General features: G+C 68.4%; 15 protein-coding genes. 12 read left to right on the top strand and 3 right to left on the bottom strand.

Annotated features, from left to right (window positions below; translation table 11 throughout):
- Complete coding sequence (ndk, locus tag LC452_RS18525; RefSeq protein ID WP_223628021.1) at positions 1 to 417, top strand: nucleoside-diphosphate kinase; 417 nt, start codon at positions 1 to 3, stop codon at positions 415 to 417.
- Between the two features lie 64 nt (positions 418 to 481).
- On the opposite strand, the gene LC452_RS18530 is transcribed toward ndk, so the two are convergent.
- Positions 482 to 1,099: a vitamin K epoxide reductase family protein gene (locus LC452_RS18530; protein WP_223628023.1), complete on the bottom strand. Its 618-nt coding sequence runs from the start codon at positions 1,097 to 1,099 to the stop codon at positions 482 to 484.
- Positions 1,100 to 1,656: 557 nt separating this feature from the next.
- Here LC452_RS18530 and LC452_RS18535 point away from each other — a divergent pair.
- Positions 1,657 to 4,047: an Rne/Rng family ribonuclease gene (locus LC452_RS18535; protein WP_374197787.1), complete on the top strand. Its 2,391-nt coding sequence runs from the start codon at positions 1,657 to 1,659 to the stop codon at positions 4,045 to 4,047.
- Here the strand turns inward: LC452_RS18535 and LC452_RS18540 are convergent.
- Positions 4,009 to 4,278 carry a DUF4031 domain-containing protein gene (locus LC452_RS18540; protein ID WP_223628027.1) on the bottom strand — a complete coding sequence of 90 codons (270 nt, stop codon included), beginning with the start codon at positions 4,276 to 4,278 and terminating at the stop codon, positions 4,009 to 4,011. The genes LC452_RS18535 and LC452_RS18540 overlap by 39 nt on opposite strands.
- A 214-nt stretch (positions 4,279 to 4,492) precedes the next feature.
- Here LC452_RS18540 and rplU point away from each other — a divergent pair, with 214 nt between their 5' ends.
- The 10 genes from rplU to LC452_RS18590 all read left to right on the top strand — a co-directional run bounded on the left by rplU (position 4,493) and on the right by LC452_RS18590 (position 11,975).
- Positions 4,493 to 4,801, top strand: a complete 309-nt coding sequence (gene rplU, locus LC452_RS18545) for a 50S ribosomal protein L21 (protein WP_046012653.1) — start codon at positions 4,493 to 4,495, stop codon at positions 4,799 to 4,801.
- A gap of 18 nt (positions 4,802 to 4,819) precedes the next feature.
- Positions 4,820 to 5,077 (top strand): 50S ribosomal protein L27, encoded by a 258-nt coding sequence (gene rpmA, locus LC452_RS18550; protein ID WP_028501603.1) that lies wholly within the window; start codon positions 4,820 to 4,822, stop codon positions 5,075 to 5,077.
- 114 nt (positions 5,078 to 5,191) lie between these two features.
- The gene (gene obgE / locus LC452_RS18555) at positions 5,192 to 6,691 is read left to right on the top strand and encodes a GTPase ObgE (RefSeq protein ID WP_223628029.1); all 1,500 of its coding nucleotides are present in this window, start codon (positions 5,192 to 5,194) and stop codon (positions 6,689 to 6,691) included.
- Entirely contained in the window at positions 6,688 to 7,473 is a 786-nt protein-coding gene (gene proB / locus LC452_RS18560; RefSeq protein ID WP_223628031.1) for a glutamate 5-kinase, read from the top strand. Before obgE ends, proB begins: the two co-directional genes overlap by 4 nt.
- Before the next feature lie 9 nt (positions 7,474 to 7,482).
- Complete coding sequence (locus tag LC452_RS18565; RefSeq protein ID WP_223628033.1) at positions 7,483 to 8,736, top strand: glutamate-5-semialdehyde dehydrogenase; 1,254 nt, start codon at positions 7,483 to 7,485, stop codon at positions 8,734 to 8,736.
- Between the two features lie 65 nt (positions 8,737 to 8,801).
- Entirely contained in the window at positions 8,802 to 9,026 is a 225-nt protein-coding gene (locus LC452_RS18570) for a hypothetical protein (protein ID WP_136056449.1), read from the top strand.
- A 7-nt stretch (positions 9,027 to 9,033) separates the two neighbouring features.
- On the top strand, positions 9,034 to 9,639 hold the full coding sequence (nadD, locus tag LC452_RS18575) for a nicotinate-nucleotide adenylyltransferase (protein WP_223628035.1): 606 nt from the start codon (positions 9,034 to 9,036) through the stop codon (positions 9,637 to 9,639).
- Positions 9,636 to 10,898: a hypothetical protein gene (locus tag LC452_RS18580; protein WP_223628037.1), complete on the top strand. Its 1,263-nt coding sequence runs from the start codon at positions 9,636 to 9,638 to the stop codon at positions 10,896 to 10,898. Before nadD ends, LC452_RS18580 begins: the two co-directional genes overlap by 4 nt.
- On the top strand, positions 10,898 to 11,284 hold the full coding sequence (rsfS, locus tag LC452_RS18585) for a ribosome silencing factor (protein WP_223628039.1): 387 nt from the start codon (positions 10,898 to 10,900) through the stop codon (positions 11,282 to 11,284). The genes LC452_RS18580 and rsfS overlap by 1 nt, the downstream gene beginning before the upstream one ends.
- Before the next feature lies 1 nt (position 11,285).
- Positions 11,286 to 11,975 carry an SDR family oxidoreductase gene (locus LC452_RS18590; RefSeq protein ID WP_223628041.1) on the top strand — a complete coding sequence of 230 codons (690 nt, stop codon included), beginning with the start codon at positions 11,286 to 11,288 and terminating at the stop codon, positions 11,973 to 11,975.
- Between the two features lie 8 nt (positions 11,976 to 11,983).
- Here the strand turns inward: LC452_RS18590 and LC452_RS18595 are convergent, their stop codons facing one another.
- A complete protein-coding gene (locus LC452_RS18595; RefSeq protein WP_223628043.1) occupies positions 11,984 to 13,651 on the bottom strand; it encodes an ABC transporter ATP-binding protein in 1,668 nt (555 codons plus the stop codon).
- Positions 13,652 to 13,770: the final 119 nt, after the last annotated feature.

A 13,770-nucleotide genomic window follows, 5' to 3' on the forward strand; every position in this document is an offset into this window, starting at 1 on the left:
ATGGCCACCGAAGAAACACTCGTCCTCGTCAAGCCGGACGGCGTCGCCCGCGGCCTCACCGGCGCGATCCTCGCCCGCATCGAGGCGAAGGGCTACGCGCTCGTCGACATCCGCCTCGCGGAGCCCGATCGCGACGTGCTCGCCGCGCACTACGCCGAGCACGAGGGAAAGCCGTTCTACGAGCCGCTTCTCGAGTTCATGCTCTCCGGCCCGTCGGTCGCCATCCGCCTCGCGGGCAACCGCGTGATCGAGGGCTTCCGCTCGCTCGCCGGCACGACCGACCCGACCACCGCCGCCCCGGGCACGATCCGCGGCGACTTCGGTCGCGACTGGGGCCTCAAGGTGCAGCAGAACCTCGTGCACGGCTCGGACAGCCCCGAGTCGGCTGCGCGCGAGCTCGGCATCTGGTTCGACTGAGACCACACGCGAAAGCCCGTCCTCCTTCGCGGAGGACGGGCTTTCGTCGTTTCAGGGCCCTGGTTCAGAAGATCATGCCGATGACCTCGCCGAGGAGGTCGAGGCCGCGCAGCTGAACGAGCAGGATGACGAACGCGTAGGCCAGGATCGTCGCGAGCGGCACCCAGACCATGAGGCGGTTGGCGCGCTCCTTGACCTTCTCGTTGCCGGTGAAGGTGCCGTTCCGGAAGAGATGGAGCGTCGTCGCGAAGAACGTGGGGATCGTGACCGACCAGGTCAGCATGCACCAGGGGCACAGCACGCCGAGGTTGGAAGCGTAGAGGCTCTGACCGATGAGCCAGCAGACGAAGATGAAGGCGAGAAGCACGCCGGCGCCGAACGTCGCCCAGAACCACCGGGGGAAACGGGCGCCCGCCAGCAGAGCGACCCCGACGAAGATCGGCGCCATCCAGCCGGCGATGCCGAGAATGGGGTTGGGGAAGCCGAACAGCTCGCCCTGCCACGAGTCGAGGTTCTTGCCGCATTGGATCATCACGCTGACGTTGCAGCTGAGATCTGCTCCGGGGTTGCCGGCCTGGATGATCTTGTCGAGCGTCAATTGGAAGGCGGCGAACCAGCCGATGACGCCGGCGATGATCAGCCAGACGGCGTAGACGACGGGGCGGGTGCGCTGCTCGCTCATATGTGGAGTATCTCAGTGACTGCTATGGATGTGGCGAGAACAGGCCGGTGAAAACGCGGGCTCGACGGCGTGATGCCGTATTCGGGGCGACTTGGTGCGATAATGGCCTGTGATGCGATGAACGGCGCCGCCGCGACACGTATCGACGCAGACTTCGGGGCCCCATGCCCCACGCGATCAGAGCCATGAGCCGGTCGCACGCCGATTGAGTTCGCGGCACCCGCGGGTGTCGCACGAGATTTCGCGGAGCACCAGTGCACCGCGCAGGGAGTAAGCCAGAGATGGCCGATGAGAACAATGACAACAACGCCCCTACCCTCGACATCCCGGCTGACGCCGCGGAGCCGCTGACGGAGTCCGACGCTCCCGACGCCGATGCGACGCCGGAGGAAGCTGCCGATGAGGTCGCGTCCGACGACGCGCCGGTCGAGGAATCCACGCCGTCCGACGACGTGGTGATCGAGTCCGACGAGGCCGTCGTGGCTGTCGCCGAGGCGGAGATCGCTGCGGAGGCGACGGATGGCGCAGCAGCCGGCACCGACGTCGTCGAGGAGGCGATGGCAGCAGCCGAGACGCTGAACGCCGACGAGACGGTCGACGGAGATGCCGCGTCCCGCGCGGACAGCACGGATGCCGATACCGAGTCTGATGCCGATGCCGAGGTCGTGGCCGAGGCCATCGTCGCGGCCAGCGTCGAGATCGAGCCGGATGCGTCCTCCGCAGAAGACTCCGAGGCCGCTGTCGACGAGAAGCCCGCCGACGAGAAGCCCGCCGACGAGAAGCCCGCCGACGAGAAGCCCGCCGCCGACGCACCGGTCACCGCCGTGTCGCTGGGCCTGCTGCCCGAGGTGTTCGTCTCGCAGGTCTCCACGCAGCTGCACTTCTACGCTCCCGAGGTCGTTCCGCTTCCGGCGCGCCCCGAGCGCAACGAGCGCATCTTCGACCGCATCGCCGAGCGCGACCAGGACGAGCCGGCATCCGCACGCCGCGGTCGCCGCCGCCGTGGCGGCTCCGACGGAGACGACCAGCGTGACCAGCGCGATCAGCGCGATGAGCCCCGTCAGCGTCAGCGCGTCGTGGAGTACATCACCGAGCCGAAGGCCATCAAGGGCTCCACGCGTCTCGAGGCGAAGAAGCAGCGTCGTCGTGACGGTCGCGACGCGGGTCGCCGCCGTCCGGTCGTGACCGAGGCGGAGTTCCTCGCGCGCCGCGAGTCGGTCGACCGCAAGATGGTCGTCCGCGCCAAGAACGGCCGCACGCAGATCGGCGTCCTCGAGGACGGCGTCCTCGTCGAGCACTACGTCGCCCGCAACCAGGACGCGTCGCTCATCGGCAACGTGTACCTCGGTCGAGTGCAGAACGTGCTGCCCAGCATGGAGGCGGCGTTCGTCGACATCGGACGCGGCCGCAACGCCGTGCTGTACTCCGGCGAGGTCGACTGGGACGGCGTCGAGACGGGCAACCAGCCCCGTCGCATCGAGCTCGCCCTCAAGCCGGGCGACCGCGTGCTCGTGCAGGTCACGAAGGACCCGATCGGCCACAAGGGCGCGCGCCTGACCAGTCAGATCTCGCTCCCCGGCCGCTACCTCGTGTACGTGCCCGGCGGATCGATGAACGGCATCAGCCGCAAGCTGCCCGACAACGAGCGCGCCCGCCTCAAGCGCATCCTCAAGGAGGTGCTGCCGGAGTCGTCCGGCGTGATCGTCCGCACCGCGGCCGAAGGCGCCACCGAGGACCAGCTGACGCGCGACGTGCAGCGCCTCACCGCCCAGTGGGAGCACATCCAGAAGCAGGTCGAGAACCAGCAGGCACCCGCGCTGCTGCACGCCGAGCCGGACCTGCTCGTCAAGATCGTCCGTGACGTCTTCAACGAGGACTTCACGAAGATGCTCATCCAGGGCGAGGAGTCGCAGGGCACGATCCGCGCGTACCTCGAGAGCGTCGCTCCCGACCTGCTCGAGCGCGTCGAGGCCTACGAGGACGAGACCGATCCGTTCGATGCGTTCCGCATCACCGAGCAGATCGAGAAGGCGCTGGACCGCAAGGTCTGGCTGCCCTCCGGCGGTTCGCTCGTGATCGACCGCACCGAGGCCATGACGGTCGTCGACGTCAACACCGGCAAGTTCGTCGGCTCGGGGGGAAACCTCGAGGAGACGGTCACCAAGAACAACCTCGAGGCCGCGGAGGAGATCGTCCGCCAGCTGCGTCTGCGCGACATCGGCGGCATCATCGTCGTCGACTTCATCGACATGGTGCTCGAGTCGAACCGCGACCTCGTGCTGCGCCGCCTCATCGAGTGCCTCAGCCGTGACAGGACGAAGCACCAGGTCGCCGAGGTCACCTCGCTCGGCCTCGTGCAGATGACCCGCAAGAAGCTCGGCCTCGGTCTGCTGGAGACCTTCAGCGAGAACTGCGAGGTGTGCGCCGGCCGCGGCGTCATCGTGCACCACGACCCGGTCGTCAAGCACCGCTCCAACGGCAATGACCGCAGCAACGGGAACGGCAACGGCAACGGGCAGAACCAGAGCAACCGCCGTCAGCGCGGCGGCAACGGGCAGAGCCAGAGCGCCCCGCCCGCGCCCAACGTCACGCACAGCATCCCCGAGGGCGCGAAGTCCGCTCTCGCGCAGATCGCCGCATCCACCCTCGCGCCGAGCCTCGAGCCGGTCGAGGTCGCCGCGGACGCGGGTTCTGCCGAGGCTGTGCAGACGGCTGCCCCGGAGCGCGCGAAGAAGCCTCGCAAGAAGCGCGGCTCCGACCGCAAGGGGCCGAAGTCGCCGGCCGAAGCGCTGCTCGACTCGGTGCTCGACGCTCTGCCGGAGCCGAAGGCACCCGGTCAGGGGCGCGGACGTCGTCGTGTGACCACCGCCGCGCTCACGGGCACCCCGGTGTCGGTGAACAACGACGCGTCAGCGGCGCCGGTCGCGACCGCGGACCCGGAGTCCTGACGCGATCAGGCGACGCACCAGCTCTTTGCCCTCGACGTGCTGAGCGCCCCCGGCGATGAGCCGGGGGACGAGGTCGGCGGGCACGTCGTAGTGATCGAGATCGAAGGCGCGCGCGGGGACGTCGTGCGCCTTCGCGAAGGCATGCAGCTCATCGAGATCGGCATCGCTGACCAGGTGAGCCCAGAGGCGTCCGTGCGCGGGCCAGAGCGGATCGTCGATGAGTACGGTCATCCCGTCAGCCTATGGCGCGGACACGCCACTCGGCTCGCTTTGCGACACCGTCCCGCATCCGGTAAAGTAGTCCCTTGGTGCGTATGCCGTCCCGTCCTCGTCGGTCGGAGCGGAGAGCCTTGCTTTCGCACTCGTCGTCCTGCGGCGCATGCAAGCAACAGTCTTCCCGTGAGATTCTCGGAGCCCACGTGCTCCCCAACGAAACAGGTATGAAGTGGTTTACGCAGTAGTGCGCGCCGGTGGGCGGCAGGAGAAGGTCGAGGTCGGCACGATCGTTCAGCTCGACCGTGTCAAGGCTGCCCAGGGCGAGAAGATCGAGCTCGCCGCTGTGCTGCTCGTCGACGGCGCTACGGTGACCACCGACGCTGACAAGCTGGCGAAGGTCAAGGTGACCGCCGAGGTCATCGGCAACCTGCGCGGCCCGAAGATCATCATCCAGAAGTACAAGAACAAGACCGGTTACAAGAAGCGCCAGGGCCACCGCCAGGAGCTCACCCGCGTCAAGATCACCGGCATCAAGTAAGCCCGAGGGGACTAGGACATGGCACATAAAAAGGGCGCAAGCTCAACCCGTAACGGTCGTGACTCCAACGCTCAGCGCCTCGGCGTGAAGCGCTTCGGCGGTCAGCAGGTCCTCGCCGGCGAGATCATCGTCCGCCAGCGCGGCACGCACTTCCACCCCGGCGTGAACGTCGGCCGTGGTGGCGACGACACGCTGTTCGCCCTGGCCGCCGGTGCGGTGCAGTTCGGCGCGAAGGGCGGCCGCAAGGTCGTCAACATCGTCGCCGCTGCTGAGTGATCACAGCGCGAGAGTAATCATCCGGACGGGGCGGGCTTCGGCTCGCCCCGTCCGTGTATCTGCCCGCCGAACGTTCGGCAGGGCTCGAAGAATCAAACTGGAGGAGACCCGGACATGGTCACGTTCGTCGACACCGTGACACTGCACCTGCGTGCAGGCAAGGGCGGCAACGGCTGTGTCTCGGTGCACCGCGAGAAGTTCAAGCCCCTCGGGGGCCCGGACGGCGGCAACGGCGGTGACGGTGGAGACATCGTGCTCGTCGCCGACTCGCAGACCGGCACCCTCCTGTCGTACCACCACTCGCCGCACCGCAGCTCCGGCAACGGCGGCCCCGGAATGGGCGACCACCGCTCGGGCTTCCTCGGCGAGACGCTGGAGCTCCCCGTCCCCGTGGGCACCGTCGTGAAGAACACGGCCGGCGACGTCCTGATCGACATGATCGAGCCGGGGGAGCGCTTCGTCGTCGCCGCTGGTGGTCAGGGCGGTCTCGGCAACGCCGCGCTCGCGACGACGAAGCGCAAGGCGCCCGGTTTCGCGCTGCTCGGCACGCCCGGCCACGAGGGCGATGTCGTCCTCGAGCTGAAGACCGTCGCCGACATCGCGCTGGTGGGCTACCCATCCGCCGGCAAGTCGAGCCTGATCGGCGCGATCTCGTCCGCCCGGCCGAAGATCGCCGACTACCCGTTCACCACGCTTCACCCGAACCTCGGTGTCGTGCAGTCGGAGAACTTCCGCTACACGGTCGCCGACGTGCCCGGCCTCATCGAGGGCGCGAGCGAGGGACGAGGCCTCGGCCTGGAGTTCCTGCGCCACGTCGAGCGCTGCTCCGCGCTGCTGCACGTGCTCGACTGCGCCACGCTCGAGCCGGGCCGCGACCCGATCTCGGACCTCGACGTCATCCTCGCCGAGCTCGCCGCCTACCAGGTGCCCGAGGGCCAGACGCCGCTGCTCGAGCGTCCGCAGATCGTCGCCCTGAACAAGATCGATGTGCCCGAGGCGCGCGACCTCGCTGAGATGGTCCGCCCCGACCTCGAGGCCCGCGGTTTCCGCGTCTTCGAGATCTCCACGGTCTCGCATGAAGGACTCCGCCCGCTCACCCTGGCCCTCGGCGAACTCGTCGAGAAGCACCGGGCGGAAGCGGTCGTCGCGGCTCCGAAGGAGCGGGTCGTCATCCGTCCGCGCGGGTCGAAGAAGGACTTCTCGATCCGTGTCGAGGGCGGCACCTACGGCAACATCTACCGCGTCCTCGGCGAGAAGCCGGTGCGCTGGGTTCAGCAGACCGACTTCCAGAACGAGGAGGCCGTCGGGTACCTGGCCGACCGTCTGGACAAGCTGGGTGTCGAGGACGAGCTGTTCCGCGTCGGCGCCGTGCAGGGATCGACCGTCGTGATCGGCGAGGGCGACAGCATCGTGTTCGACTGGGAGCCGACGATGCAGTCCGCCGCCGAACTGATGGCCGCGCCGCGAGGAACCGACCCGCGTCTCGCGCCGAACGACCGTCGCACGACGACGGAACGTCGCGCCACGTATTACGAGCGCATGGATGCCAAGGCCGCTGCTCGTGCGGAGGTGGAGGCTCAGCGCCTCGCGGCTTACCGCGAGGAAGGCGAGTGACCGCTCGCACCCGTGCCGACCTCGCGACGGCGTCCCGCATCGTCGTGAAGGTGGGATCCTCGTCGGTCAGCGGCGAGTCCTCCTGGCGCATCCCGGTGCTGGTCGAGGCCCTCGCCGCGGCCCACGCGCGCGGTGCGGAGGTCGTCCTGGTGTCGTCGGGTGCGATCGCCACCGGCATCCCCTTCCTGCGGCTGGACGCCCGCCCCACCGACCTCGCCACCCAGCAGGCAGCGGCCGCGGTCGGCCAGAACATCCTCGTCTACCGGTACCAGGAGTCGCTCCGCCCGTTCGACATCGTCGCCGGGCAGGTGCTGCTCACCACCGGCGACCTGGAGAACCCCACGTCGCGTTCCAACGCTCGTCGTGCCATGGAACGGCTGCTCGGCCTGCGCATCCTCCCCATCGTCAATGAGAACGACACGGTGGCGACGCAGGAGATCCGGTTCGGCGACAACGACCGTCTCGGCGCACTCGTCGCGCAGCTGATCGAGGCCGACGCGCTCATCCTGCTCAGCGACATCGAATCTCTGTACACGAAGCCGCCGTCCGATCCCGGAGCAGAGCCGATCGACACCGTCGCGCCCGACGCCGACCTCAGTGGACTCGAGTTCGGGGCGACGGTCGTGAACAGCGTAGGAACCGGGGGAGCGGCGACCAAGGTCTCGGCCGCGCGCCTGGCCGCGGCATCCGGCATCGGCGTCCTCGTGACGAGCGCCGATCTCGTCGACAAGGCCCTGTCGGGCGCCGACATCGGAACCTGGTTCGAACCCGCGATCTCCTAAACTGGGCGGATGACCGACCAGACCCCGCAGGTGCGCCTGGAGCGCGCCAAAGAGGCGTCTCGCGCCACCGCCGCTCTGACCAGCGACGACAAGGAACGCGCTCTCGAGGCGATCGCCGTCGCCGTCGAGCAGAACGCAGCCCGCATCATCGAGGCGAACGCCCGCGACATCGCCCGCGGGCGTGACGGAGGGATCGGCGAGTCGCTGATCGACCGGCTGCGGCTCGATGAGAAGCGCGTGGCCGCGCTGGCATCCGCCGTGCGTCAGGTGGCGGCCCTGCCCGACCCGGTCGGCCGCGTCGTCGGCGGACACCGGATGCCGAACGGCGTGGCCCTGGAGCAGGTGCGGGTGCCGTTCGGTGTGGTCGGCGCCATCTACGAGGCGCGCCCCAACGTCACGGTCGACATCGCCGCCCTGGCGCTGCGGTCGGGCAATGCTGTCGTCCTGCGCGGCGGAAGCGCCGCACGGGACTCCAACACGGTTCTCGTCGAGATCATGCGGGACGCGCTGGAAGGCGCGGGGGTCACCGGCGAGGCCATCCAGACCGTCGACGACTTCGGCCGCGACGGCGCGAAGGCGCTCATGCACGGCCGCGGTTTCATCGACGTGCTCGTGCCGCGCGGAAGCGCCGGCCTGATCGAGACCGTCGTCACCGAGTCGACCGTGCCGGTGATCGAGACCGGAGCCGGCAACGTCCACATCCTGCTCGACGAGACCGCACCCGATGACTGGGCGCGCGACATCGTCGTCAACGCGAAGGTGCAGCGTCCGAGCGTCTGCAACGCCGTCGAGACCGTGCTCGTGCACCGCCAGGCGGCGCCTCGGCTCATCCCGCTGGTGGCCAGCGCGCTGCAGAGCGAGGGCGTCGCGATCCACGGCGACGACATGGTCGCCGGCCTGGTCTCGAACGTCATCCCCGCCACCGAGGAGGACTGGAAGACCGAGTACCTGAGTCTCGACATCGCCATGAAGGTCGTCGATTCGCTCGACGAGGCTCTCGCGCACATCCGCACCTACAGCACCGGGCACACGGAGTCGATCATCACGACCGATTCGCGCAATGCGGAGCGCTTCCTCGCCGAGGTCGATTCGGCCGTGGTCATGGTGAACGCCTCGACCCGCTTCACCGACGGAGGTGAGTTCGGTTTCGGCGCGGAGGTCGGCATCTCGACGCAGAAGCTGCACGCCCGCGGTCCGATGGGGCTCGCCGAGCTGACCAGCACGAAGTGGCTCGCGCGTGGATCGGGTCAGACCCGCGGCTGAGGGCTAGACTGGGGGACGCTGTCCCGCTCAGGAACCCGAAGAGCACGCCACGAAACGGAGTCACGATGAACCTCGTCGCACAGATCGCGATGGCCGCCGCCGAAACGGAGCACCACGGCAACGTCCAGCTCGAGACGCTGATCTTCGGAGTCATCGCCATCATCGTCTTCGCGTTCCTCGCCCTGGTGACGCTGTCGTACAAGAACGTCGCCAACCGGCACTCGGCCAAGGCCGAGGCATGGGCGGCGAAGCACGGCAAGGACGGACACGAGGCAGGACACGGCCACTAGGCCCTTCATGAACACTGCTGCGACCACGCGCACCCCGCGCATCGGCGTGATGGGCGGTACGTTCGACCCCATCCATCACGGTCACCTGGTCGCCGCGAGCGAGGTCGCCCACTCCTTCGATCTTGACGAGGTGGTGTTCGTCCCCACCGGTCACCCGTGGCAGAAGTCGGATGTCACGCCCAGCGAGCACCGCTATCTGATGACGGTCATCGCCACGGCATCCAACCCGCAGTTCACGGTCAGCAGGGTCGACATCAATCGTGAGGGACCGACCTACACGATCGACACTCTCCGCGATCTGAAGCGCGATCGACCGGACGCGGAGCTCTTCTTCATCACCGGAGCGGATGCCGTAGCGCAAATTCTCAGTTGGAGGGACCATGATGAGTTGTGGGAATTGGCTCACTTCGTCGCGGTCTCCCGCCCAGGACATGTTCTGAGCACGGCCGGCCTCCCGAGCGACAACGTGAGTCAGCTGGAGGTGCCGGCACTGTCGATCTCATCGACGGTCTGCCGTGAACGCGTTCGCGACGATCAGCCGGTCTGGTATCTGGTCCCCGACGGAGTCGTTCAGTACATCGCGAAGCATCATCTGTATCGGAGCAAGGCATGAGTACATCGGATCAGCCAGATCACGGTCCGCTGACGCGCAAGCAGCTGCGGGAGATCCGCCTGACGGGTTCCACTCCCGTCATCACCCCCGAAGAGGCCGCCGCCGCGGCCGAGGCTGCCCCGCCGGCACCGCCCCTTCCTCGCCCGGCCACGCCGATCGAGATCCCGCCCGCTCCCGTCGTCGATGACGTCGCCGCCGACGCCGACACTGCCGACGCGGGTGCCCCGCTGACCCGCCGTCAGGTGCGCGAGCAGGAGCGGATCAAGACCGCGTCGGTCTCCGTGGTCGACGAGGACGCCCCCGAAGCCGAGCAGCCGGTCGAAGCCGCCGAGATCCAGGCCCCGGTCGCTGAGACTCCCGCGGAGGCTACGGTCGTCGAAGAGCCGGTCGTCGCAGAGCCGGTCGTCGAAGCTCCTGCCCAGGTTGCGCCCGAGCAGTCGTCCGCGCTCGTCTCCGGCGACCCGGACTTCGCCACTCCCGCATCCACCGCCCCTGACGACACCGCGGGTGACGACGATGACGTCGACGACGAGATCGTCGTCGAACCCGTCCGTGCAGCGGAGGCCGCCGACAGCGTGGGCGTCGTCCCGCTCGAGGTCACCGACGAGCCCGCGGAGACGACGGATGACGTCGCCGCCGTGTTCGGATTGTCCGACGAGAGCAACGACCTTGCGGTCACCGATGACGACGATGATGACGACGTCCTCGCGGATGTCGCAGACGCGGATGACGACGACGTCGTGGCGGATCCGCGACCGACGGTCAACTCCGCGTTCGGGGAGGGTCTGCTGACCGATTCTCCGGAACCGCATGCCCCGTTCCGCCCGTCCTTCGACGAGTTGCTCACGGTCGGCGACTCCACGGGCTCGCAGCACTCCGCACCCAACGCTCTGATCTTCACCCCTTCTCCGGGTGAGGGGTCGCTCTCAGGCCCCGTCGCCTCCACGGGCGAGATCCTCGTGACCGGTTCCTACGAGCTGCCCCGCGGGCTCGGCTCGCAGGGTCACGCGCACGGCACCACCGACGGCAAGGATGTCGACGCCGTCCTCATCGACGGCGAGCTCGCTCCGGCATCCTCGCCCACCCCGATCGCCGCGAGCGCGGCGGTCAGCACCATCAAGCCCGCCGGCGAGATCATCCGCCCGCCGGCACCCGAAAAGGGCAACCGACTCCTGCTCATCCTGGCCATCGTCGCCGGAGGTCTCGCCCTCGCGGTGGGCACTGCCGTCATCGTCGCCTTCTCAACGAATGTGTTCTGATGCAATCACCTGAAACTGCCGAAGAGATGCTGCGTCTCGCAGCACAAGCCGCCGTCGACAAGGGTGGTGAGGACCTCGTCGCGCTCAACGTGTCGGAGCCTCTGCCGCTCGTCGACATCTTCCTGCTCGTCACCGGTAACAGCGAGCGCAACGTCGCCGCGATCGCCGACGAGATCGAGGATCGACTGATCGAATCCGGTCACAAGCGCGTGCGTCGCGAGGGCCGAGCGGAAGCCCGCTGGGTGCTGCTCGACTTCGGTGACCTGATCGTGCACGTGTTCCACCAGGAGGAGCGGGTCTACTACGGCCTCGAGCGCCTCTGGAAGGACTGCCCGGTCGTTCCGATCGAGGTCGCCGAGCCCGAGCCCGCTGCAGATCGTTCCTGACGTGCCGGTGCACCTGATCACCGGTGCAGGCTCCGGTATCGGCGACGTCGTCGCCCGCCGCCTGCTCGACCGCGGGGATCAGGTCATCGCGGTGGCTCGCGACGCCGGGCGCGCCCGTGAGATCGCGGCGCAGCTCCCTGGTGCGTCGACACTCGTCGCCGATCTCTCCCAGCCCGGTCGCATCTCCTGGGCGCTCTCGAAGCAGAACCTTCCGGAGCGCATCGATTCGCTGCTCCACATCGCGGGTATCGTCGATCTCGGGGCCGTCGCGGATCTCGCGCCGACGCTGTGGGAGCAGCAGCTGGCCGTGAACCTCATCGCGCCCGCCGAGCTCACGCGGCTCCTGCTTCCGGTGCTGCGCGTGTCGCGGGGCCAGGTCGTGTTCGTGAACTCCGGTGCGGGTCTGCGGGCGCATGCCGGCTGGGCGGCCTACGCCGCCTCCAAGCACGGGCTCAAGGCGTTGGCCGATTCCCTGCGGGCGGAAGAGGCCGAGCACGGCGTGCGCGTGACCTCGATCTACCCGGGCCGAACGGCCACCCCGATGCAGGAGCGCGTGCACCAGCAGGAGGGCAGCGAGTACCACCCGGAGCGGTTCATCAGCGCGGATGCTGTCGCGACGACGATCCTCACGGCGCTCGACCTCCCGCGCGACGCGGAGATCACCGACCTGACGGTCCGTCCCGGAGCCTGAGCGCTGCCTCAGGCTGTCAGGCGGGTCCTCCGCGCCAGCATGCCGCGTTCGGCGCGCGTCTGCGGCGGGATCGCTGACAGCAGCGACTGCGTGTAGGGGTGGGTCGGGTTCCGGTAGACCTCTTCCGTCGCGCCGATCTCGACCATGTCGCCGAGGTACATCACCGCGACGCGGTCGGCGATGTGGCGTACGAGCGAGAGGTCGTGAGCGATGAAGACGATCGACATGCCCAGCCGTTCGCGCAGATCGCAGAGCAGGTCGATGATCTGCGCCCGGATCGACACGTCCAGCGCCGAAACCGGTTCGTCGCACACCAGCACATCGGGGTCGAGGGCGAGCGCGCGGGCGATCCCGATGCGCTGACGCTGGCCGCCGGAGAACTGATGCGGGAAGCGCGACGCCATCTCGGGGGTGAGTCCGACGAGCTCGAGCAGCTCGGCGACGCGCTCGCGACGACTGGCGGCGGTCCCGGTCCGGGTGGCGGCCAGCGGTTCCGCGATGAGCTGCTGGACCGTCATCCGCGGGTTGAGCGACATGTACGGGTCCTGGAACACCATCTGCACGCCGCGGCGGAGGATCCTTCGGTCGCGCAGCCGTCCTCGCGTGACGTCCTCGTCGCGGTAGCGCAGGGTGCCGGCATCGGGGGAGTCGAGCCCCACGAGCATCCGTGCCAGCGTCGACTTGCCGCTGCCGGATTCGCCGACGATCGCGAGGATCTCCCCGCTGTGCAGCTGGATGTCCACGCCGGCGACGGCCGCGACGCGGTGTGCACGGCGCCCGCTTCCGGAGCGGAAGGTGCGCTCCAGGCCGCGTCCGTCGAGGATCGGCGTCGAGCCGTCGGTGTCCGCCGCGGCGGACACATCCCGCGGCACCGCGTTCAGCAGCTGCAGGGTGTACGGATGCTGGGGCGCGGTGAGGACGTCATCCGCCCGGCCGGCTTCGACGATCCGCCCGGTGCGCATGACCGCGACGTGGTCGGCGACCTCCATCACGACGCCGAGGTCGTGGGTGATGAGCAGGATGCCGATGCCCAGGCGATCGCGCAGCGAGAGCAGCAGATCGAGGATCTGCGCCTGCACGGTCACGTCGAGCGCGGTCGTCGGCTCGTCGGCGATGATGAGATCCGGTTCGAGGGCGATCGCCATCGCGATCAGGATGCGCTGGCGCTGGCCGCCGGAGAACTGGTGGGCGTAGTCGTGCACCCGCTTCTCGGGGGTGGGGATGCCGACGAGCGTCAGCAGCTCGACGGCGCGGGCCAGTGCCGCGCGACGGCTGACGGGCCGGTGGGCGCGGATGAGGTCGACGATCTGATCACCGATGCTGAGCACGGGATTCAGGGCGGAGAGGGCGTCCTGCATGACCAGGCTGACCTTGACGCCGCGCAGTCGGCGGTGCTGCTCGGGAGAGAGGGAGAGGAGATCGGTCGTGCCCAGCGTCATGCTCGTCGCCTCGACGTCGCCGTTGTCGATCAGGCCCATGATGGCGCGAGCCGTCATCGACTTCCCCGACCCGGATTCGCCGAGGAGGGCGAACACCTCGCCCCGGCGCACGGTGATGTCGATCCCGTCGACGACGCGATTCGGTCGTCCGTCTGTCGAGAGCGTGACGGTGAGCCCGCGAACGTCGAGGACGACGCCGTTCTCCGGCGGTGACGTGTTCTCCATGCTTGCCATCATGCCAGGAGAATACCTCTGAATTGTTTCGAACAGGAAACATCTCAGCCGAAATTGTTCAGCAAGGTTGACATGTGCGCCGAAATCAACGAGATTCGAGGAAATCTCCCACTCGTCGATCG

It is taken from the genome of Microbacterium sp. EST19A (assembly GCF_019969685.1).
Lineage (GTDB): Bacteria > Actinomycetota > Actinomycetes > Actinomycetales > Microbacteriaceae > Microbacterium.

Coding starts and splice junctions, on each gene's coding strand:
- ndk (WP_223628021.1), top strand. CDS start 1: ATGGCCACCGAAGAAACACTCGTCCTCGTCAAGCCGGACGGCGTCGCC.
- rpmA (WP_028501603.1), top strand. CDS start 4,820: ATGGCACATAAAAAGGGCGCAAGCTCAACCCGTAACGGTCGTGACTCC.
- LC452_RS18565 (WP_223628033.1), top strand. CDS start 7,483: ATGACCGACCAGACCCCGCAGGTGCGCCTGGAGCGCGCCAAAGAGGCG.
- LC452_RS18580 (WP_223628037.1), top strand. CDS start 9,636: ATGAGTACATCGGATCAGCCAGATCACGGTCCGCTGACGCGCAAGCAG.
- nadD (WP_223628035.1), top strand. CDS start 9,034: ATGAACACTGCTGCGACCACGCGCACCCCGCGCATCGGCGTGATGGGC.
- LC452_RS18595 (WP_223628043.1), bottom strand. CDS start 13,651: ATGATGGCAAGCATGGAGAACACGTCACCGCCGGAGAACGGCGTCGTC.
- rsfS (WP_223628039.1), top strand. CDS start 10,898: ATGCAATCACCTGAAACTGCCGAAGAGATGCTGCGTCTCGCAGCACAA.
- LC452_RS18540 (WP_223628027.1), bottom strand. CDS start 4,278: ATGACCGTACTCATCGACGATCCGCTCTGGCCCGCGCACGGACGCCTC.
- obgE (WP_223628029.1), top strand. CDS start 5,192: ATGGTCACGTTCGTCGACACCGTGACACTGCACCTGCGTGCAGGCAAG.
- LC452_RS18530 (WP_223628023.1), bottom strand. CDS start 1,099: ATGAGCGAGCAGCGCACCCGCCCCGTCGTCTACGCCGTCTGGCTGATC.
- LC452_RS18535 (WP_374197787.1), top strand. CDS start 1,657: ATGGCAGCAGCCGAGACGCTGAACGCCGACGAGACGGTCGACGGAGAT.
- LC452_RS18570 (WP_136056449.1), top strand. CDS start 8,802: ATGAACCTCGTCGCACAGATCGCGATGGCCGCCGCCGAAACGGAGCAC.